Annotated in this window: 15 protein-coding genes; 5 read left to right on the forward strand and 10 right to left on the reverse strand. The window is 61.3% G+C overall.

Annotation, left to right across the window (positions count from 1 at the left end; translation table 11 throughout):
• The first annotated feature begins 4 nt into the window (after window positions 1–4).
• On the forward strand, window positions 5–2,041 hold the full coding sequence (locus NSJP_RS17740) for an ATP-binding protein (RefSeq protein ID WP_080888205.1): 2,037 nt from the start codon (window positions 5–7) through the stop codon (window positions 2,039–2,041).
• A complete protein-coding gene (locus NSJP_RS17745; protein ID WP_080888206.1) occupies window positions 2,038–3,429 on the forward strand; it encodes a sigma-54-dependent transcriptional regulator in 1,392 nt (463 codons plus the stop codon). The genes NSJP_RS17740 and NSJP_RS17745 overlap by 4 nt, the downstream gene beginning before the upstream one ends.
• A 199-nt stretch (window positions 3,430–3,628) precedes the next feature.
• On the opposite strand, the gene NSJP_RS17750 is transcribed toward NSJP_RS17745, so the two are convergent.
• Entirely contained in the window at window positions 3,629–4,411 is a 783-nt protein-coding gene (locus tag NSJP_RS17750; protein WP_080888207.1) for a hypothetical protein, read from the reverse strand.
• A 40-nt stretch (window positions 4,412–4,451) separates the two neighbouring features.
• Window positions 4,452–4,769: a cupin domain-containing protein gene (locus tag NSJP_RS17755; RefSeq protein ID WP_080888208.1), complete on the reverse strand. Its 318-nt coding sequence runs from the start codon at window positions 4,767–4,769 to the stop codon at window positions 4,452–4,454.
• Between the two features lie 205 nt (window positions 4,770–4,974).
• Between NSJP_RS17755 and NSJP_RS17760 the strand changes: the two genes are divergently transcribed.
• Window positions 4,975–6,600 (forward strand): tetratricopeptide repeat protein, encoded by a 1,626-nt coding sequence (locus tag NSJP_RS17760; protein ID WP_172834440.1) that lies wholly within the window; start codon window positions 4,975–4,977, stop codon window positions 6,598–6,600.
• A 63-nt stretch (window positions 6,601–6,663) separates the two neighbouring features.
• Here NSJP_RS17760 and NSJP_RS17765 read toward each other — a convergent pair whose 3' ends face one another.
• From NSJP_RS17765 to NSJP_RS17785, 5 genes are all read right to left on the reverse strand, one after another.
• Complete coding sequence (locus NSJP_RS17765; RefSeq protein ID WP_080888210.1) at window positions 6,664–7,026, reverse strand: PilZ domain-containing protein; 363 nt, start codon at window positions 7,024–7,026, stop codon at window positions 6,664–6,666.
• Window positions 7,027–7,185: 159 nt separating this feature from the next.
• A complete protein-coding gene (locus tag NSJP_RS17770) occupies window positions 7,186–8,637 on the reverse strand; it encodes an RtcB family protein (protein ID WP_080888211.1) in 1,452 nt (483 codons plus the stop codon).
• Window positions 8,638–8,658: 21 nt separating this feature from the next.
• Window positions 8,659–9,093 (reverse strand): archease, encoded by a 435-nt coding sequence (locus NSJP_RS17775; RefSeq protein WP_080888212.1) that lies wholly within the window; start codon window positions 9,091–9,093, stop codon window positions 8,659–8,661.
• Between the two features lie 258 nt (window positions 9,094–9,351).
• Window positions 9,352–10,497, reverse strand: coding sequence for a M24 family metallopeptidase (locus tag NSJP_RS17780; protein WP_080888213.1), 1,146 nt, complete (start codon window positions 10,495–10,497; stop codon window positions 9,352–9,354).
• A gap of 42 nt (window positions 10,498–10,539) precedes the next feature.
• A complete protein-coding gene (locus tag NSJP_RS17785; protein ID WP_080888214.1) occupies window positions 10,540–13,884 on the reverse strand; it encodes a DUF3971 domain-containing protein in 3,345 nt (1,114 codons plus the stop codon).
• Between the two features lie 238 nt (window positions 13,885–14,122).
• On the opposite strand from NSJP_RS17785, the gene NSJP_RS17790 reads away from it, so the two are divergent.
• Window positions 14,123–15,424, forward strand: coding sequence for an MFS transporter (locus tag NSJP_RS17790; protein WP_172834441.1), 1,302 nt, complete (start codon window positions 14,123–14,125; stop codon window positions 15,422–15,424).
• Window positions 15,425–15,463: 39 nt separating this feature from the next.
• Window positions 15,464–16,069, forward strand: coding sequence for a peptidylprolyl isomerase (locus NSJP_RS17795; protein ID WP_231989428.1), 606 nt, complete (start codon window positions 15,464–15,466; stop codon window positions 16,067–16,069).
• Here the strand turns inward: NSJP_RS17795 and NSJP_RS17800 are convergent.
• From NSJP_RS17800 to NSJP_RS17810, 3 genes are all read right to left on the reverse strand, one after another.
• Window positions 16,041–19,142: an efflux RND transporter permease subunit gene (locus NSJP_RS17800; protein WP_080888216.1), complete on the reverse strand. Its 3,102-nt coding sequence runs from the start codon at window positions 19,140–19,142 to the stop codon at window positions 16,041–16,043. The genes NSJP_RS17795 and NSJP_RS17800 overlap by 29 nt on opposite strands.
• Before the next feature lie 60 nt (window positions 19,143–19,202).
• Window positions 19,203–20,255, reverse strand: a complete 1,053-nt coding sequence (locus NSJP_RS17805) for an efflux RND transporter periplasmic adaptor subunit (protein WP_172834442.1) — start codon at window positions 20,253–20,255, stop codon at window positions 19,203–19,205.
• Window positions 20,256–20,445: 190 nt separating this feature from the next.
• Window positions 20,446–21,216 carry a class I SAM-dependent methyltransferase gene (locus tag NSJP_RS17810; RefSeq protein WP_080888218.1) on the reverse strand — a complete coding sequence of 257 codons (771 nt, stop codon included), beginning with the start codon at window positions 21,214–21,216 and terminating at the stop codon, window positions 20,446–20,448.
• Between the last annotated feature and the right edge of the window lie 27 nt (window positions 21,217–21,243).

The raw sequence follows: 21,243 nt of genomic DNA on the forward strand, positions 1-21,243 counted from the left end.
CACCATGGTGTCCGATACTCTCGATCGCGCGGCGCCGGCGCAATTGACAAGGCTTCTCGGCGCTCCTTACGATGATCGCAATGATCACCTGGAGCGGCACATTCTGATGTGGCGACGAATCTCCGGACTGTTCAACGATCTTCCCATTGCCCGCAAGCTGCTCCTGACCTCCCTCATTCCGCTCGTCGCGTTTCTCGTCCTCGGATTGGACGCCTATGAACGGCTCGAAGCCTTGACCGAACACGAGGAACAACTCGATCGCGTGTACGTGGCGCAACGAGCCGCCGCGGAATACATGCGGATGATCGTGGATTATGAAACGGGCTTCCGCGGATACGTGATGACCAGGCAGGAGGCCTATCTGGTCCCGTCGAGGAACGCGCATCAGCACCTGCCTTCTGTCGAGCAGACGCTGCTCGGCTTGATCCGTCCTCACAAGCTTCAGTACGAGGCGGTCGAACAGGCCCAACGCCTGGTCAAGCAGATGATGGAGGAGAAGGAAAGCCTGATCCAACTCGTGAAGGGCGGACGGACGGCCGAAGCGTTGCATTACATCGAACAGAGCCGCGGCCGTGCCCTCATGCAACTGATCCGCGAACACATGGCGCGCTTCGACCGTCTGGAACAGGAAGCCCTGAACGACGCACTGGCCAACATGGCCAAATCGCGCAATCAGATGGTCGCTCACATCATGGGCGGCATCGCGGCGGTCCTCGTGCTGCTCATCCTGGCCCTGCAGCTCATCGCCCGCTCCATCACCGGTCCGCTGATCAGCCTGGCCAAGTCGGTCCGGTCGTCCGACGCGATTCTCCCCGCCGACGTGCCGGTCCTGCCGCGACAGGACGAGTTGGGCGAATTGACCCGCGTCATGAACACCATGAGCCGGCAGGTGCGCGAGCACCTGGCCAGCGTTCAGAAGAATCAGGCCGAACTGCGTGACCTCAATCAGAATCTCGCGGCCTCCGAGGACAAGTACCGCAACATCGTCGACCATGCCCCGTTCGGCATTTTTACCACGTCCGGCATGACGGTCACGTTCAGCAACCGCTACAACAAATCCCTGGCCGGCATGAATCCGGACGAGGCGGGCGAACCTGAAGCCTTCCGTCACTGGATTCATCCGGACGACCGCGACCGCGTGCTGCGGGAATACGAACAGGCTGTCGCCGACGGCATGCCCTATGAAACGGTGTTTCGGTTTGTGCGTCCGGACGGGACCATTCGCAAGGTGCTCAGCCGGCGTATTCCGATCAAGAACGAGGATGGCCAGCCCACGATGTATCAAGGGTTCAACGTGGACGTCACGGCGCTCGACGAGATGCAGACGCAGTTGAGCCGCGCCGAACGGCTCGCAACGCTGGGTCAGGTGGCCGCCGGCATCGCGCATGAGATCCGCAATCCGCTGGTTGGCATCGGATCCACCGCCTCGCTGCTGCGCGATGAGATCGATCCGTCCGACCCGAAACGCGCCGATCTCGACATCATTTTGAACGAGACCAGACGGCTGGACCGCATCGTCAACCAGATCATCGACTATGCGCGGCCCCGGGACCTGGTTCCGGCCTCGTGGCTGTTCAAAGATGCCGTCGAAGACGTGTTGAAACTGCTGGACGGCAGGATCAACACCCAGCACATCGCCGTGACCTACCCCTCGAACCGCGCGACCACGGTCTACGCGGATCGTGACCAGATCAAACAGGTCCTGCTCAACCTTTGCCACAACGCATTGGACGCTATGCCGGACGGCGGATCCCTGCGGCTCGACGCGACCGAGGTCCCACGCGACGACAAACCGGGCGCGTTGATCGAGATTGCCGATTCCGGACCCGGCATTCCGGAGCATGCCTTGACACAAGTGTTCCAACCCTTTTTCACCACCGGCAAGCAGCATGGGACCGGCCTGGGACTGGCGATCTGTCGCAACATCGTTGAAGCCCATGGCGGCGACATCGCCCTGATCAGCCAGAGGGGAAACGGAACGACGGCCCGGCTCTGGCTTCCCCTGAAGACATCGACGACCATCATGAGGGAAATCCTATGAACGCGACCATCTTTGTCACCGACGACGAACCGGCGATCCGCTCCGCTCTCGTCAAGCGCATCACCAGACGCAACCATCGGGTCACCGCCTTCGCCTCGGGCGAAGACCTCGTGCAGGCACTCGACCATGAAGTGCCGGACCTGTTGCTGCTCGACGTCAAGATGCCCGGCCTCTCCGGATTGGAGGCGCTGAAGATCTGCCGGCAGAAAGCGCCGTTCTCACTCGTCATCATGCTCACCGCCTACGGAACCGTTCAGGACGCCGTCGAAGCGATGAAGCTCGGCGCCTACGATTTCGTCATCAAGACCGTGGATCTCGAAGGGGTGGAACAGGTGCTGGACCGGGCACTCGAGCTGCTCGCCCTCCGCCGTCGCATGAGCTTCCAGTCCGAGCAGGACATGGGCCAATATGCCCTGACCGAGCTGATCGCCGACAGCAATGCCATGCAGGTGCTCCTGGCCCAGATCAGGGAAATCGCCCACAACCCGAAGAGCACCGTGCTCATGCTCGGAGAAACCGGCACGGGAAAAGAATTCGTCGCGCGCGTCCTTCACCATAACGGCAGCCGCTCGGCCGGCCCGTTCATCGGCGTCAACTGCACGGCTATTCCCAGGGAGCTGTTCGAGAGCGAGTTGTTCGGCTATGAGCGCGGCGCATTCACCGGTGCAAATCAGCGCAAGCTCGGCCTGCTGGATCGCGCGGAAAGCGGCACCCTGTTCCTCGACGAGATCGGCGATTTGGACCTGGGTATGCAGGCAAAGCTTCTGCGGGTGCTTCAAGAGCGGACCTTCCGGCGGCTCGGCGGAACCGACGACATCGCGGTGGACTTCAGGCTGATCGCGGCAACCAACCGGGATCTCAAGAAGGAGATCGCCGCTGGTTCCTTCCGTGAAGATCTGTACTTCCGGCTCAACGTCGTGGCGCTCGAACTGCCCCCGCTTCGCCAGCGGACGGAGGACATCCTTCCGCTTTGCATGAAAGCCCTGCTCCATTACGGCAAGGAATTCGGAAAGGACGTCACCGATATCGACCAGGAAACGCGAGCCTTGCTGGAGCGATATTCCTACCCGGGCAATATCCGGGAACTCCAGAACATCATCGAACGGGCGATGATCTTCTGCCAGGGGCGGACTCTGACCGCCAATTATCTGCCGCGCGAACTCCACGACCAGGCCAAGCAGACCACGACGACGGTCGTGCGCGGAGAGGCTCCGTTGATTCGGGTCGAAATGGAGGTCGGCAAGCAGACGCTGGCCGAGATCGAGGAGTCGGTGATCGAGGAGACGCTGAGGCTGGCCGACTACAACAAGAGCCTGGCAGCCAAGCAACTCGGACTGACACGGTTTGCGCTCGACCGTCGGTTGAAGAAAATCGATAAGGATCGGTAGGGTAGTGCAACACCGCTATAGTGTATTACAATGTATCATGACGTTTGAGGTTAAAGGAGGCACCCGGAGGTACCCATGGGTACGTATAGCGCATTGATGAAGGATATCGAACAAGGTTTGGAGGAGATTCGCAAAACGCAGGGAAAAGTCGTGGAAATTACCAGGACGGGAAAAGTGATCTCTGAGCCATTTGTCCTGTTCAAAGATGAGGGGCCTCAGGAAGCTCCAGCAAATACGTGACGTTCATGTTTTGAATTTCCGAATATTTTAAGACCAGCAAGTTTCCAGGGGTGATCGGTTTCCAATAAAATTCCACCGGCTTCGCAGGCTCCCTCCTAAACTTCCCCCGCTCGGCATCAATCAGGAATATATCGCGCAGCGCCCCGCTTTCTTCCGTGGTGAACGCTTCGACAAATCCGCGATATAGTCGCGTCTTGTCCTTCTCTTCGATCGGAATTCTTGTCAGGGCCTCCAGGCGTACGTAAACCCTCCCGCCTTCATGCTGAACCGGAATCTTCACATCACGCCCAAGCAGCGTGTAGACCCACTCATTTCGAAAACGCAGGAGCCAGGGAACCTTGACGTCGAGCTTGTACGTCCATACGAACCATCGGAATCCATGTCCGACGGCGAACGCTCCAAGCAGCACACTCGTATAGTACCCGCCCAGATGCACTTTGTTTTGATAGAGCGTCCTCGTTATAGCGGATAGTTGGTCGTCATATTGCCCGACGAGGATACGGTATGCGACTTCAAAGGTCAGCGTCGTATGAATGAATCCGTCATGCTGCAACCACTCGAATCCCAGCACAGCAACCAGGTGCAACGGCAGGGAATAGAGAATGGCTCTGGCAATATCATCGGTCCAACTTTTGGGAAGGACATGGCGAGTGAACGTGCCGGCATAGTAACTCGCTCGTAACACGTAACCGGGAAAAGCCATCACGAGGATGACCAGCGTGATGAAGGCGATGTTTGTCATATCATCTGCGCGCGGTGGTTCAAAAACCACGGTCACGCGTTTACGGATTCGGCGCGACGAAAACCAAGACCTTTAATCGCTGGCCGCTGTCGTTCTTGACTCCGTGTTCCTGCCCCGCAGGCGCCAGCGTTCCCTGACCGGAGCGAAGGACCTGCTGCTCCCCGCCCACCTGAAACGTCCCCTGCCCTTCGAGCACCAAGTACACTTTGTCCTGCTCGCCATGCACATGCCCCTTCTGTTCCTGCCCTGGCTCGAAGCAGTAGACATCGCAGAAAAATCTCGGCGTCTGAAAGATATTGTTCTTCTTCATCTTCTCTTGGCTAAACTGTTGACAATCAGACAGATTGACGACCTTCATTCGAGAGGCTCCTTCCGATGGAGGAAAAATATTTTGATTTCAGAACTGATGCGCATGGCGACGCGAGTATAGCCCGTGACGCCCGGGAAATCAGCCGTCTTCTCATCCCGCTTTGACCGGCTCCTCACGTTTCGGCTACCCTGAGCGGACTGCCATGAATCGAGCCGAGCGACGACGACAAGATTCGTTGAGGGGTTCCAATGATGTGACGCCCTGGCTCAACGAAGGCAAGGCGCATCATCAGGCCGGCCGATTGGCGGAAGCGGAACAGGCCTATCGCCAGGCACTCGCCATCGCGCCCCGCCATCCGGACGCGTTGCACCTCCTCGGCCTGCTGTCCTACCGGATGAACCGGCTGGACGAGGCTCTCGTCCACTTATCCGCCGCGGTCGAGCAGCAGCCGGCATCGGCGCTGTACTGGTTTAACCTCGGCGTGGTGGCACAGAAGGTCGGGAGGCTTTCGCAAGCCGTGACGGCCTATCAGAAAGCCGTCTCGCTGAATCCCCGCCACATGGAAGGTTTGATGAACCTCGGCAATGCGCTCCGGGATCAGGGCAGTCCGGCAGCCGCGATCGAGGCCTACCGAAAGGCCCTTTCGATCAACCCGGCGCATCCGGAGCTGCATAACAACCTGGGTGTCGCACTCAAGGAGCAGGGAGCAGTCGACGATGCGATCGGCTCATTTCGCCGCGCACTGGAGATCAAGCCGCAGCATGTGGAAGCGCTGAATAACTTGGGTCTTGCCCTGATGGAAGCCGGTACTATGCGGGAGGCCATCGCGTCCTTTCAGGCGGCGCTGGCCGTGATGCCCGGCTATCAGAAAGCCCTCTACAATCTCGGCATCGCCTTCATCTGGGTTGGCGACGATGAAAAGGCCGTGTCCTGCTTTTCGCAAATCGCCAGGGCGCGACACGACCATGCACAACCGCCGACGGAACAAACCGCGTATCGATCCCGCGTCAAACACGAAGTCGAGCAGACGCGCCATCTTCTCGATCACGGCCTGCTCGTCGAGGAATATCGACCACATCTCGCTTCACTGATCAGACTGCAGCACCTCCTGGATGAGAACAAGGATCCCGGCAACCGCCTCGCCGTTCCGGCCGGCACTCTTGCTTCGGTCGCGCCGGCGTTCAATCGCATGTTGCGCTGCGAACCGCCTCCACGCACCGAAGGAAGCGCCCTCAACAGCGAACTCGACGTCGCGACGGTCGAAGCCCGTTATCTCGGCAAGCGGCCCGAAACCACGTTCGTCGACGGGCTCGTGAACGATCAGGCGTTGGAAGCGTTGCGCCGATTCTGTTGGGAAGCGACGATCTGGAAAAAGGATTACGAGAACGGATATTGCGGGGCCTTCCTGGGCGACGGGTTTGCCTCCCCGCTCCTGCTGCAGATCGCCGAAGAGCTGCGCCTGAAGTTTCCCCGAATCTTTACTCATCACCGGCTGACGCAGGCTTGGGCGTTCAAACAGGATAGTGCCAGGCGGGGACTCAATATCCACGCCGACGCGGCGGCCGTCAATGTCAACTTCTGGATCACGCCTGATGAGGCGAATCTCGATCCGTCATCCGGCGGGCTGGTCGTCTACGACAAGGAAGCACCCAAAGACTGGAACTTCAAAGACTACAATAGCGACCGCAACAAGCCGGCGATCCTGGCCTGGCTCAAAGAAGTGGGCGCCGCGGCAATCAAGATTCCCTACCGCGCGAACCGCGCCGTGATCTTCAATTCTGACCTTTTCCACGAGAGCGATCACATCGCCTTCAAGGACGACTACCTCAGCCGCCGCATCAACATCACGCTGCTGTACGGCCACCGCTTGAAGGCGTAGCGATTTCTGGCGCCGATGAAAAATGTTTGCGGATAATTCAGGGAGACTTGAACGGACAGCGGATCAAGCGGCTTGGGAGTCTCCGTCTGCAGCAACTCGCTGGTAGGGATGCAGCTCGAGTTGGGTGACGGTGTGCTGCAGGCGAGCCCATTCTTCCGGAGCAAGTGTCACGAATTCCAGACCGAACTGGCGGGGGCGGCTCCATCGGACGACCGCTTCCTGAGCCCTCAACGGCGGCTCGTCCTCCGAAACCTGGATGCGAAGTTCCAGCGACGTACCGGGCCGCACTTCAACGGCACTGTCGATCCGGCATCCGCGCAGCGAGAGATCGACCAGCGCACCGTCTCCCCCCACGATGTTCAACGACGTGAACGAACTGCGAAACCGGACCGGAAATCGCTGGTTCTGCCGTTGTTCTTGTTCCATACTCAGGACCTCTTCATCTCCGAAGGACTCTCACGACGGGCGTTCAAACAGGTTGCTCAGCAAGGCCGCAGCGAGCGAAAAGGCGAGTCGTACGTCATCTGGTACGTCGAGCCTTTGAGTGATGCGAGAACGAAGCTGACGGCCTGTTTTCAACGCTCGTCACCCTTTAATATTGCCAATCGGCCTAAGTTCCGCCACCTTTTTTGTGATTCCGGCGCGATCGACTGTCTCGACCACCTCGGAAATATTCTTGTAGGCGAAGCCCGCTTCTTCCGCGAGTCCCGACATCGATACCGCCTTCACCACGATCCCCCGCTGTTTCATCTGTTGTTGAAGTTGCTCGCCCCGGACCGACTTCTTGGCCTGCGCGCGAGACATCGTCCGTCCGGATCCATGCATCGTGGAGCCAAAGGTATCCCTCACGGCTCGGTCGGTACCGACCAGCAAATAGGAGCCGGTTTCCATCGATCCCCCGCAGATGACCGGCTGGCCGATCTTTCGGAAGGGCTCCGGCAAATCCGGATGTCCCGGCCCAAAGGCCCTCGTCGATCCTTTGCGATGTACCAGCAGATCGCCTTCGGCGTAGCGTTCGACCTTGGCGATGTTGTGGGCCACGTCGTAGATGAGCTCCATGCCCAGTTCTTCGGCCGACTGGCCGAAGACGGCGGCAAATGCCTCACGGATTTGGTGCGTGATGACCTGCCGGTTCGCGAACGCCGTATTGGCAGCGCAATTCATGGCCGCGAAGTAGTCTTGGCCTTCCTCCGAACGAAACGGCGCACAGGCCAGTTGCTGATCCTTCACCGAGACACCGTATCGGCGCATGGCTTTCTCGAACACGTTCAGATAGTCGCTCGCGACTTGATGGCCGAAGCCACGCGAACCGCAATGGACCATGACCACGATCTGATCGTGACCGGTGATGCCGAGCGCGGCTGCGGCATCCGGATCGAACACCCGGCCATTCGACACTACCTGCACTTCCAGATAATGATTGCCCGATCCCAATGTTCCGAGTTGATTGATGCCTCTGGCCAGCGCACGATCGGTCACCTTCGAGGGGTCCGCGCCGCCGATGCATCCCTGCTCCTCGATCTTTGCAAGGTCCCGGTGCCATCCGTAACCTTCCTCGACGCACCAGCGCGCTCCCTTGGTCATGACCTCTTCGAACGACGGGCGATTCAATCGGACGAACCCACCCGCTCCCACGCCGGCCGGTACACGACGGAACAATTCGGTCATGAGCCGTTCCAACCTCGGCTGCACGTCGTCCAGCGTCAAATCCGTCCGGATCAGCCGCATCCCGCAGTTGATGTCGTACCCGACGCCACCCGGAGAAATTACCCCGTTGCGGACGTCGAAGGCCGCGACTCCGCCGATCGGAAACCCGTAACCCCAATGTCCGTCCGGCATGCAAAGGGCATAGCGTTGGATGCCGGGCAGGCACGCGACGTTCGTAACCTGGTCGAACACCCCCGAGTCCATGGAGCGAAGCACCGTCTCGGTCGCATAGATGCGCGCCGGCACGAGCATGCCGGACTTTTCCGAGACGGGGATCTCCCAAATCTCATCCGTGATGCGATTGATCAGCATGTCCGTGTTCAGTTTCATGATTGTCTCGAGGAATCCGACCTACACGTCCAATACGACCCGCACCTGCCAGAGACCGTCAGTCTGACGCAACGCATAGAGATGCTTCGTCACTCCCTTCACATCGTTGTGAAGTTCCTGCCGTTCACGATCAACCGGACTGCCGATCAACCGCGCCGTCAGCACCCACTGCTCGCCTTTCCTGACCATGGTCAGCGGCGCATCGTGGAAGACGACGCCGGCCGCATCCTTCCAATAGACGATGTCGGAGAGCCAGTCAAACAGCAATTGAGGCAGGTCTGTGGCCCGGCGTTCGATCCTTTGCTCCCATGACGAACCCACCGTCGCCGGATTTGCCAAGGCCGTGAGCAACGCCTGCGTCGCGGCGCCGAAGATGGCTTGGACCGAGTCGCCTTCGGCGTCGAACGCCACATCTGCCAACGCCACATCGTCAAGAAATCGAAAGGAGAAGGTCATGCCAGTGGGAACCAGGGAAGAAAACGCAGCAACGGATGAGAGGCCAATCAAGGCCAGCAGTGTGTTGACAAACTACGCGATGACCTTGGAAATGGCGTCGCCTCTGAGGTCACTGACGCTATCAGCGTGCCGTGCAGGCTGTTCAGAAAGGCCGTCCAGCAAGGCCGCAGCGAGCGAAGATGCGAAGCGTACTCTTTGCCGTACGTTGAGCCTCTGAGCAATGCGAGAACGCAGCTGGCGGACTTTGTCAACAGCCTGCTAGCCCAGTTCGAAAGTCTTGGGGAAATCGGTCAGGTTGCGGCAGCCGTCGCTGGTCACGAGCACCATGTCCTCGATGCGGACGGCGCCCAAGCCGGGATAATAGAGCCCCGGTTCGACCGTGACGACGTGGCCCTCCTGCAGCAGCGACCCGGTGCGGCTGATGCGCGGAGCTTCGTGGATGTCGAGTCCGACTCCGTGGCCGGTCCCGTGGAAGTAGCCCTGCATGCGGCCGTTGACCAGACCGGTCTTGTAGCCGGCCTTCTCGAACCGGTCGCAAATGCCGCGGTGGATCCTCATCCCGTCGGCTCCGTCCTTGATCTTCGTGATCGCCTCTTCCTGCGCGTCCTTCACGGTTTGATAGAGCCGGACGAGTTCCGGACTCGGCGTGCCTCGGACGACCGTGCGGGACATGTCGGCGAAATAGCGCGTCGTGGCGGAACGCGGAAACACGTCGAAGATGATGCTACGGTTCGCCGGCAACGGCCCGCTGCCTTCGTTGTGCGGATCGCAGGCCTGCTCGCCCCCGGCCACGATCGTGTGCTGGGCGACGCAATCGGCTTCCATCAATTTCACGTTGATCAGCTTCTTGACCCGCTCGGAGGTCAACGGGGAATCCTCGAACCACAATTCGTTCTTGACGATCGTCGCGCGCCGGAGCACGGCGTGAGCCGCAGCCACGGCGGCCTCCGTGGCGCGCTGCGCTTCCTCGATGTGCCGAACCTCCTCGGCGGTCTTCACGACGCGCTGCTCGTAAAACGGATCCGGCTTCGCGTGGACCTGGTATCCCAATTCCTGCAGCCGGGTCGCGTGACGGAAAGGAAAATTCCCCGGCACGAGCACTTGCTTGATCTTGGCGTCGCGCAGCACGACGTGGACGATGTCGGCGCTGCCGGGAGAGGCGACCCCCTGATCGCGCGCCCGCTGTTCGATTTCCGTATAGGACAGCACCCGATCGACCGAGGCCTGGCTTTTCGCCCGGTCTATTTCCAGATCGTTCATGACCAGCAGGCGTTCCCCCTTGATCTCCAGATAGATGAAGGGATCCGGCGCGATGAATCTGGTCGCGTAATAGAGGTTGGCATCCGTCTCGCTGGCGGCGATAAAGACGACGGCTTTGTGTGATTGCGATGCGGATCGAGACATGGTTGATTACCCGCTGGACCTTAGCATGGGGTCCGAAACCGGTCAAGGCGACGGCGCCGGCACGTCCTTGGGCGATGCCTTGTCCTCGTCCGGCGTCATGAGATCGATCGGCAGCATGACCGTGTTTTTCAACACGTCCACGGCGAGTTGGCCCAAGCCGGTCAGCCCGGTGGCGAAGGACTTCATCGGCATGTAGGTCACCTCGGGATCCTCGATGCTGCCCTTGACGGAAAACATCGCGGTCGCCACTCCTTTGCGGTCGCCGGCGAACAAGCGCCCGAACAAGGGAATGGTCTTGAGGAACTGCGAGTAGGAACCGAAGGGGCTCACGGCCCAGACCATATCGCCCTGGTCGGTCGGCAGATCGTAATTGCCGGCCGCGGTGATCTTCACGATCGGGCTGTCGATGATCATGTTTTCCGTTTCGAACAAGCCGTTGCGCACGGTCACCGTCGCGGTGATTTTGTTGTACGGCAGCCCTTCCTTTTCCAGATCCACTTTGCCCTGAAGAACGGCCGGCAGATTCAGAATGCTGATGATCTTCCAGGTCACCCGTTCCTTGGACTTGAAGATGTGGCCGTTCTCGATCAGGATGTCGGCTTTGCCGTTGAGCGTGGGATAGACGCCATGGGGGTTTCTGCCGTGCCCGCGGATGGTCCCCGTGATGCGCATTTGTCCGGTCACCCCGCCCTCGTGTTTTCCCGCGAGCTTGAGGATGTCGCTGACCGGCACGCCGGTGGCCCGCACGGAAATTTCCGCTTCCGCCGGTTCGTGCCGGGGCAGTTGCACGGCGATGCGGCCGGCGATTTCTCCGTCGGTCGACTGGCCGGCGATCCGGTCGACGTCGAGGACGCCGTCCTGGATCGTGATCCGGGCCGAGAGCCCGCCGAACTTGAGATGCTTGTAGTGCCCGCGAGTGATGGCGGCCGTCATGGCGACCCGACTCGTCGCCCCGAGGGTTTCCAGAAATTCCCGCATGGGCGAGCGTTCGCCTTTGGGGATCAGCAGATCCAAATCCATCTGGTTGGATTCGATCTTCCCGGAAATGGCCGGCTTCGTCGCCCAATTCCGGATCATCGCTTCCATCGCCACGTCGCTGTCCATGAGCCGGAATGACAGGCGCTTGAGTTCCGCCGCATCGCGATTGAACTGCAGCCGCACGTACAAATCCTGAATGGGACCGTCCGCGCCGCGCACGTTGACGAGGCCGTTGCTGAGAGCCAGCCATCCGTTGGTTTTCCACGTCCGCCAGTCGGCGTCCTTGCCCTTCACGTCGAGCGATACTTCGACGTTGCCCGCCTCAAATCCGCCCTTGGTGATCCACTCGGGCACCCGGGAAAGGGACACGGTTCCGGTCGCCATCGACGCCTCGACCGACACGCGCTCGCCGAGACGGATCTTGCCCTTCACCGGCAGGCGCAACGGCGGCACGTCCGCTTCGATTTGCGTCAGCGTCAGGCCGCCTTTCTTCTCGACGTGCCCTTCGAAATTGATGGTGGCGGCCGCGCCGACCGGTTTTTCCAGGACGTCAGGCCAGGTGACCTTTGAGTCCGTGAGTACGATCTCGCCCCGCATTTCGGGCGCCGTCGTCAGCCCCCTGAGCGCCACACCGACGCTGGCCAGGCCTTCGACCATTCCCTTGGGAATCTGCTTGACCGGCAACAGCTGCGTCATGTGCAGGGAATCCCCGGTCACCCGCACGAGCAGGTCGCGGAACGAGCTCGTGCTGCCGCCCGTGATCCCGCCCTGGACCTGCACCGTCAGGTCGCCCAGATGGCCGCTGACTTGATCGAACTGCGTCTCCCCTTCGGCCATGACGAATCGCCCGTGAATGGCCGTCATCCGCTCCGGGAGCGCCGGGTGGCTGAGACTGACCTGCTGCGCGGTGATCTCTCCGCCCGCGAACGTGACGCCGCCCGACTGCGTCAACGGTCCGACCAGCCGGAACGTGGGCTTGGCCGTCCCTTCCACGTCCCGAGCCTCTCCCAACGTCTTCGACAATTGTTCAGAATTCACGGTCTTCGAGAGGAACTGCAGCAGATCCGATGCCGCCATCGTGCCCACAATCTCCATTTCCATCCAGGGCCCCGATTCCAGGAACGACACCAACCCCTTGCTGTCCACCATGCGGATTGCGCCGTACTGGCCCGCCAGGTTCGTCACCCGAATTCGGCCCGCCTCGACGAAGACGACCGCCGAGAGGTCCTTGGAAGGGACATGGCTGTCGCCGATGAGCGCCTCCCCTTCACGGATGCGGAACTCTCCGGTCACGGACAACTGCGGGCCTTCTCCGTACGAGCCGGTCACGGTCGCCGAAGCGACCTCCACCTTGCCGTTGATCCGCCGGTCTTCGATCAGGGCGGGCAACTGGGGGTGAAACCATTCAGGGGGAATGCGTTTCAGCAGATCGCTCAGCTGCACCGGTACCGCCGAAAAGGTAAGAGAGAAGGTCGGCTGCGTCGTCAAGAGGCCGGACAGACTCGCCCGGCCAGTCGCGGCGAGCGGATCCAGATTCGCCGTCAGGTCCGACATGACCACGTCATAGCCCGCCACGCCGGGAATCAATCGGATGCCGCTTCGCACGGTGACCATGCCCTGCACGTTCGGAGGGACCGGGCGAGGTCCGAAAAAGTCCGCCAGCTCGCGCAGGCTCAGTCCCGCCGCCTCCACCATCCCCTCGAATTGGAAGAGAAGCGGCGGCCTGGTGGTTTCGCTCATCTCGATCGTCTGCTGATCGGCTCTTCTGATGGCGCCCGCCATCGACAGCGACGACCGTTGCTGATCATGAGTGTGGTCGGCCGAGATGTGCACGTCCGCCTGATTGCGTTCCAGGTGGATGACCAGCGCGGCTTCGACGGATTCCAGCTTCACCGTGCGGACGCCGTCCGGTCTGGCCTCGTCGATCACGATGATCGTTCCGTCGATCACCGTGGCCTCCTTGATACGGAACATACGGGTCATGAGTTGGAGCGCTTCGTCGTCGCTCGTGGGAATGGGGTTGGTACGATCGAGCACGTTCCAGTGACCGGCGGCGTCCCGCCGGAGCGTCAGCGTCGGCTCTTCGATCGTCAGCCGCTTGCCCACGATCTGTTTGCGGAGCAGCGGCACCAGCCGCAGGACGAGATCGAGCTTCTTGGCCGACAGAAAGACCTGATCGGAATTGCGTTCGTGGATGACGACTTGCGAAAGTTCCAGCCGGATCTTGGGAAAGACGGTGAACTTGACACGATGCACGTCGATCTTCCGCCCGAGGTTCTGCTCGAGCTGCCGCAGGAAGAAGTCTTTGAGATAATCGTCGCCCGTCAGGTAGGGGGACAGAAGCAGGAACGTGATGCCGCCCACGACGACCAGAACAATGAAGGCGACCACCACGCGTGTGCGCGACACTCAGTTTCTCCAGAAATCCGGCAGGGATTTGTCGGCTAGATGCGTCTCCGCTCGCGTCGCGGCAGCCTGCGCACGACTTATGCGAGGTTGGAATCATCTTACCGGACGCCGGCCAAGAAATCCACCAAGTCCGCGTCGGATTTGAGATTTTTCGCGGTCTCCACGAGAAATCTTCTGGTGCGGCCACTGCGGGGCCGGTATAATCCGCCCGCCCCACCCCGACGGACGGACCGCCCACGTGACCAGACACTCCATCACATCGACACCGATCCGCTGGCTCATTCTCGGACTCCTGTTTCTGACCAGTGTGGTGACCTACATCGATCGCGTGAACATCTCGGTCGCGGCCCGCCACATGATGCCCGCGTTCGGGTTGACCGATCAGGAGATGGGCTGGGTGTTCTCCGCCTTCGTGGCCGGCTATGCGCTCTTTCAAATTCCGGGTGGATGGTTGGCGGACCGGTGGGGCGCGAGAGCAGTGCTCACGGGCGCGCTGCTCTGGTGGTCGGTTTGCTCGGCCTTCACCGCCTTGGCGGCCACCTCGGTCCTGGCCGACGTCGCCGGCATTCTCGGCGCGCTCATCATCGTGCGGTTCCTACTCGGCGTCGGTGAGGCCGTGGCCCTGCCCTGCTTCAATCGGGCCGTCGCCAATTGGATGCCAGCCGACGCGCGCGGCATCGGAATCGGCATCGCCATCGGCGGCATCGGCTTGGGCTCGGCCGTTACGCCCCCCATCGCCGCCTGGGTGATGGTCAACTGGGGCTGGCACATTGTCTTCTATCTCTCCGCAGCCGTCGGCCTGGCCATGGCGTTGATCTGGTGGACGCTGGCCCGTAACGATCCGGACGAGCATCCGTGGGTGAAAAACTTGTCGACGAACGGGCCGGCGGAACAGCCGCTTCACCCGCAGCCTCAGTCGGACGATGCCGTGCCCTGGCGTCGATTGGCTCGAACGCCGACGGTATGGTGGCTGGTGCTCAGCTACACCTGCCTGGGGTACGTGGCCTACCTCTATCTGTCATGGTTCTACCTCTATCTCGTGAACGTGCGGGGGTTCGACGTGCTGCGCGGCGGTCTCCACGGCGCCGCGCCATTTCTGGCCATGCTGATCGGCTGTCCGGCCGGAGGGTGGGTCACCGACCGTTTAGCCGCCCGCTATGGTGTGACGGCCGGGCGGGGGATCGCGGGAATCGGCGGCATGGCGGCGGCCGGCTGCGCCATCATCGCCGGCGCCTTTGCCGTTTCTCCGTTGATCGCGATCGCAAGCCTCTCCGTCGGCGCCGGTTGTCTCTACTTCACGGTCGGCGCCTATTGGGCGTCCACGACCGACCTGTCAAAAGCCCACGCCGGTACCCTGTCCGGCCTCATGAATACCGGCGCGAACGTCGGCGGAGCCATCTCGCCGGTCCTCACACCCTGGATCGCCGGGCATTGGGGGTGGCCGATCTCCCTCGCCGCAGCCGGCTTCGTCGCCTTCACCGGCGCCGCGTTGTGGCTCAGGATCAAGCCCGGGGACGGACTGAGACATGTTCAATGTTGAATGATGTATGTGGAGTTCGCGACGCGTTGGTCCGACTCCATGGCCATGTCACGTGAAATATTGCGCATTCACCAGTACAAACCGGGCTTGCCTCCGGCAAGACCGGCTTGTTACATTCGGCGCGTGACGATGGAATTCAAAAAGATCGATCCCCGAGCCACGATCACGACCAAGTTCGGCGAGATCAAGATCCGCTTTTACCCCGACGCCGCCCCTCGGCACGTCGAAAACTTCATGAACCTGGCGAAAATGGGATTCTTCGACGGGACCACGTTTCACCGGATCGTGCCGGGCTTCGTCATTCAGGGCGGCGATCCGTTGAGCAAGACAGCCGACCGACGCAGCCATGGATCCGGAGGGCCCGGCTACTGGCTGAACCCCGAACTGAGCGACAGGCCGCACAAGCGTGGCGCCGTCTCCATGGCGAAGACGCCGCGCGACGGCAGCAGCACCCGGGACTTCAACGACAACGGATCGCAGTTCTTCATCTGCCTGGACGACAACAGCGGCCTCGACCGCCGCTACAGTGTTTTTGGGGAGGTGTTTCGAGGATTGGACGTGATCGACAAGATCGCCGCCCTCCCGCGCGATGAATTCGACAATCCGCTCGAGGCGGTCACGATGACCGTGACGGTAAAAGACTAGCGCCCGCCGCGTCCCGCCGATCCGTTTGCTCGCCGCTCCAGGATTTCTTCCTGCTGGACACGATGGCATAGCCGGCCGGAACCAGGAACAGCGTGACGATCGTGGATACCAGGAGTCCGCCGATCAATACGACCCCGATTTGCCGGCGGCTGGCCGCCCCGGCGCCCGTCGCCAGGGCCAGCGGCAGCGCGCCCAGGATCGTCGCGCTGGTCGTCATGAGAATGGGGCGCAAGCGCAACGTCGCCGCTTCGATCACGGCGTCCGTGCGGTTCATTCCCCGCTCGCGCAGCTGATTGGCAAACTCGACGATCAGAATGGCGTTCTTGCTCACCAGGCCGATCAGGATGACCAGGCCGATCTGGCTGTAGATGCCGAGCGTGCCCTTGGTCAACCAGAGCGCGATCAAACCACCGGTCACCGCGGGCGGCACGGCCAGCAGGATGGTCACGGGATCGCGGAAGCTTTCGAACTGGGCCGACAGCACCAGATAGATGACGGCCAGTGCGAGTCCGAACGTGAAGTACATGTTGCGGTTGCTCTCCGCATATTCCTTGGCCTCCCCCGCATAGGTCACGCGCATACCGGCGTTGACCAAACTCTTCGCTTCCCGCTCGATGTAGGTCAAGGCATCGCCCATGGTAAAGCCTGCGGCGAGTCCGGCGCTGAGCATCACGGCCCGCATGCGGTCCACGTGATTGAGCGATTCGGGAGCCGACTCCTCCTTGACGCTGACCACATTGCTCAATTGCACGAACTCCTCACCGTTGCCGCGCACGTAGAGGTCGCTGATGTCGGACGGTTTTTCCCGGTGGCGGTCGTCCACCTTGACGATCACGTTGTATTGCCGCCCGTTTCTCGAAAATGTGCTCACGGCGCGCCCGCTGAGCAGCGTTTCGAGCGTGCGGCCGATCACGGACACCGACACGCCGAGGTCCGCCGCCTTTGCGCGATGCGCTTCGACGGTCAGATGGGGCTTGTCCAGCATGAGATCAATCTCCGGCGCAACGAAACCCGGATGCTCCGAGAGCTTGCCCAAGAACATCTTCGCCGTCCGCTCCAATTCCTGAAAGTCCACGCCGCCGATGACAAACTGAAAGGAAGCCTTTTCGGATCCCTCGCTGATGGGAGGCGGATTCATCAAAAACGCCTTCACGCCGGCCAGCTGCGGCATCAGCACGTTCAATTCGGACACGATCTCCTGTTGCGAGCGGGATCGGTCCCTCCAATCCTTCAGGGTGACCCAGACTCCGGCGCGATTGACGATGGTCGGCCGGTCCCCTCGGCCCACGACGGTATAGGTCGTGTCCACCTCCGGGATTCTCTTGATCATGGCCTCCAATTGCTCCGCGTAGGTATCCGTATAGCGGATGGTCGCCCCTTGCGGAGCCGAGAGGTGTCCCGCAAACCACCCCACGTCCTCCATCGGCGCCAATTCGGACGGAAGACGCACCATGATCAACAAACTTGCGAGACTCGCTCCCACGCCGATCACCAGAATCGCGACATGCATGCCCATGGCCCGGACAAGTCCCTGCCGGTAAGCGCCCATCACCCGTCCCCAAACCCGCTCGCCGAACGTCAGCCGGGGCGACTCGGCTGTCGCCCGAATCAGCCGGCCGGTCATCATGGGCGTCAAGGTGAGCGCGATGAACCCCGACAACAGCACGGCGGAGGCCACGGCGATGGCCAACTCGGCAAACAGGCGTCCCACGATCCCGGTGAGAAATGCGATCGGAATGAACACCGTCACCAAGGAAATCGTCGTCGCGATCACGGCGAACGAAATCTCCTTGGTTCCCTCCACCGCCGCCTGGATACCCGGCATGCCTTCCGCCATGCGCCGGTGGATGTTCTCGAGCACGATGATCGCGTCGTCGACCACCAAACCGACCGCCAGGACCAGCGCCAGCAGGGTCAGTACGTTCAGGGAACAGCCGGTGAGGGCCATCACCGTGAACGTGCCGATGATGGAGGCCGGAATAGCCACCGCCGGCACCAATGTCGCTCGCGCGTTGCCCAGAAAACCGAAGATCACCAGCGTAACCAGCACCAGCGAAATGCCCAGCGCAACGTACACCTCATGCAGGGAATGCTCGATGGAGACCGTGCTGTCCCATGCCACCGTCAGCGCGATGCCGTCGGGCAGGGACGCCGCGATCTCGGGCACCCGTTCCTTCACCGCCCGTGCAACCGCGAGGGCGTTGGATTTTGACTGTTTCATGACGGCCACGCCGACGCAGGGCACGCCGTTGATCCGGCTCAGCTTGCGCGTGTCTTCCGCGGACAGCTCCACGCGGGCCACATCGCGGATCCGGACGGGATAGCCGTCCCGGTAGGCTACGATCAAATCCCCGAACTGGCTCTCGGTCTGCAGCGTGCCCTTCAACGACACACCGAACTCCATGCGGTCGCTTTCGATGCGGCCGGAAGGAATCGAGGCGTTCTGGGCGCGCAACGCTTCTTCCACGTCCTGAACCGTCAGCCGTCGCGCCGCCAGCATCCCCGGGTCCAACCAGATGCGCATGGCGTAACGTCGTTCCCCGTCCATGAACACGCTGGAGACGCCGGGGATGATGACCAGCCTGGGTTTGATAAAACGATCCGCGATGTCCGTAATCTCGAGCTCGGAATGGCGGTCGCTCGCGACCGCCAGCCATACCACTTCGGTGCCGTCCGACGCCGCCTTGCTCACGATGGGCTCTTGAATCCCCAACGGAAGCAGGGATCTGACCGAACTGATGCGATCTCGCACGTCGTTCGTGGCCGAGTCGAGGTTGCGGTCAATATCGAATTCCAGCGTGACCGTCGAGACTTCTTCCCGGCTGTTGGACGTAATGGACCGCAGTCCCTGGACGCCGCTGAGCACGTCTTCAAGGGTGGTCGTCACGTTCGTCTCGATGATGGACGCCCCGGCGCCGGGATAGACTGTTCGAACCGACACGACCGGCGGCTTGATGTCCGGATATTCACGGACGTCGAGGCGGAGATAGCTCAAGATGCCGAAGAGCACCAGCAGGAGCGTCATGACGACTGCAAAGACAGGCCGGTGAATGGAGAGTGTTGAAAGACGCATGTGGACTTGTATGGCGGGAAGGCCGTCAGGACCGCCGGCGTTCTGGCCGTTTCCGGATCGTCACCTGGCCACGACGGCCATGCCGTCCTGAAGTTTGTGGGTGCCGGTGCGGACGATCTGATCCCCGGCGGAGAGTCCTTCTTTCACCTGGACCATTCCGCGCTCATGCGCGCCGGTCACCAGTTCGGCCAGGCGGGCCGTCCCGTCTTGTATACGGTAGACCATCGACCGGTCGCGCTGCACGAATACGGCCTCCTCCGGAATGAGCACGGCGCGGGCATCCTGGCCGAGCATGACGTTGACCGTGGCGAACAATCCCGGGCGAAGCCGGCCGTCCTGATTCGGCACGACCGCCCTCACCGAGATCGTGCGGTTCACCGAATCGACCCGCGGATCGATGGCCGTCACTTTCCCCTGGAAGGTCACCCCCGGAAACGCATCGGTCATCACGCCGACCGCCTGGTTGCCGGACAGCCGGCTCAGCCACACCTCCGGCACTTTGAAGTCCACGTGCAGCGTCTGCAAATCTTCGAGATTGACGAGATCTTGTCCGGGCTGCACATAATCTCCGACCGACACGCGGCGCAGCCCTACCGTGCCGGCAAACGGGGCTTTGATCACACTCTTCTTCAAGCGCGTACCGAACAACAGGCTGTTGGCAGCCGCAGCCTGCAGGGCCATCCTCGCTTCGTCCACCTGCTGCGCCGGCACGATGGTGGTCTGTTGCACCGAGAGCCGCTTGAGCCGTTCATACGTCAACTGGGCGAGACGCTCCTGGGCGACGGCCTGGTTGGCCTGCGCCTGCAATTCGTCCTGGTCCAGTTCCACCAGCGGCGCCATACGATCGACCAACTGCCCGTCAGAAAAATGGATCCGGCGGACGATGCCGGGAATCTCCGGGCGGATCGTGATCGACGCGATCGCCTGCAACGTTCCGACGGCCTGAATCGACTCGTTGATCGCCCCGACCTTCGCTTGGACCACTTCGACCAGCATCGACTTGCTCGAGGTTTCCCGAGCGACCGCCGATTCGTCGGTGGAACGGTCCCATGCACGCACGACCAAGACGACCGCCACAGCGGCCACTACGAGGAGAATCGATAATCCCTTCACACTCATCTCCGCCGGTCTACCCCACGATTCGCGGCGCTGCCCAGGCGAATCATGGCGCCATTGTGAGCCTTTTCTTTTGCCAAATGCAACGATCGAGCCGGTTCTGCGGAAGCTGGAACGGCGTCTCGGCCCCGACCAGTCTCCGATGCTGCATGCGCGAGGTGCGCAGCCCGATCCCATACAGGCGGATTTAGTTAGCCCGGCTCAGCGAGAGTGCCGGCTCCTCTTCTCTGCGGCACTCCCACAAACTCCATGAATAGTCCATAGAGATGACTTGATACTCCGTCCGTTTGACGAATCCCGAATACTGTCCGAGCATCAGTTCCTCGACCGGGCACGAATAGGCGATCAGTACCCGGCGCCCGGTCGTTTCTTGGAACCGGCGAAGATTGTCCGCGACGCCCCGGAAGACCGGCCCGATGAACGGGCGGTACATGTAAATGAGCAGATCGTTCACGGGGAATTCGAAATCGAGTGCATTGGCGCAATTGACCCGCACGTTCCGACAGGCGGCGGCGCAGTTCGGATTGGAAAGATACCGCTCGATGTTCGCCGTGGCCACCTCGCTGTGCAACGGTGACAACTCGACGCCGATCACTTCCTTGAACGGCAATTGGGCGGCGACGATCAAGGCGCGGCCTTTCCCGCATCCCAGGTCAATGAAGGAATACTCCTTGAGATCGAGTCCCTTCGTCGTGTTGTGCAAAATGTGCCGAATGACGATCTCCCTCGACGGAACATAGGCGACTGCCAGACTCCTGGCCGTCTCGTCCGTAATGCCAGCCTCCGACGATTCGGCTTCCCCGGAGGTCACGACTCCGTATTTCCGATCGAAATCATCGGCCGGCTTCCGACTCAAGACGTACAGAATGACCTCCTTGAGAGTTTCCCAGAATCCGAACACTCGATAGGTGTTGAGCACGATCTGGAACTTCTCGTCGCTACCGGGATTGAACTGCATGCGGCTCCTTTCGGACACCCTGACGCG

It is taken from the genome of Nitrospira japonica, assembly GCF_900169565.1.
GTDB classification, from domain to species: Bacteria; Nitrospirota; Nitrospiria; order Nitrospirales; family Nitrospiraceae; genus Nitrospira_C; species Nitrospira_C japonica_A.

Coding starts and splice junctions, on each gene's coding strand:
- NSJP_RS17740 (WP_080888205.1), top strand. CDS start 5: ATGGTGTCCGATACTCTCGATCGCGCGGCGCCGGCGCAATTGACAAGG.
- NSJP_RS17745 (WP_080888206.1), top strand. CDS start 2,038: ATGAACGCGACCATCTTTGTCACCGACGACGAACCGGCGATCCGCTCC.
- NSJP_RS17750 (WP_080888207.1), bottom strand. CDS start 4,411: ATGACAAACATCGCCTTCATCACGCTGGTCATCCTCGTGATGGCTTTT.
- NSJP_RS17755 (WP_080888208.1), bottom strand. CDS start 4,769: ATGAAGGTCGTCAATCTGTCTGATTGTCAACAGTTTAGCCAAGAGAAG.
- NSJP_RS17765 (WP_080888210.1), bottom strand. CDS start 7,026: ATGGAACAAGAACAACGGCAGAACCAGCGATTTCCGGTCCGGTTTCGC.
- NSJP_RS17770 (WP_080888211.1), bottom strand. CDS start 8,637: ATGAAACTGAACACGGACATGCTGATCAATCGCATCACGGATGAGATT.
- NSJP_RS17775 (WP_080888212.1), bottom strand. CDS start 9,093: ATGACCTTCTCCTTTCGATTTCTTGACGATGTGGCGTTGGCAGATGTG.
- NSJP_RS17780 (WP_080888213.1), bottom strand. CDS start 10,497: ATGTCTCGATCCGCATCGCAATCACACAAAGCCGTCGTCTTTATCGCC.
- NSJP_RS17795 (WP_231989428.1), top strand. CDS start 15,464: ATGGCCATGTCACGTGAAATATTGCGCATTCACCAGTACAAACCGGGC.
- NSJP_RS17800 (WP_080888216.1), bottom strand. CDS start 19,142: ATGCGTCTTTCAACACTCTCCATTCACCGGCCTGTCTTTGCAGTCGTC.
- NSJP_RS17810 (WP_080888218.1), bottom strand. CDS start 21,216: ATGCAGTTCAATCCCGGTAGCGACGAGAAGTTCCAGATCGTGCTCAAC.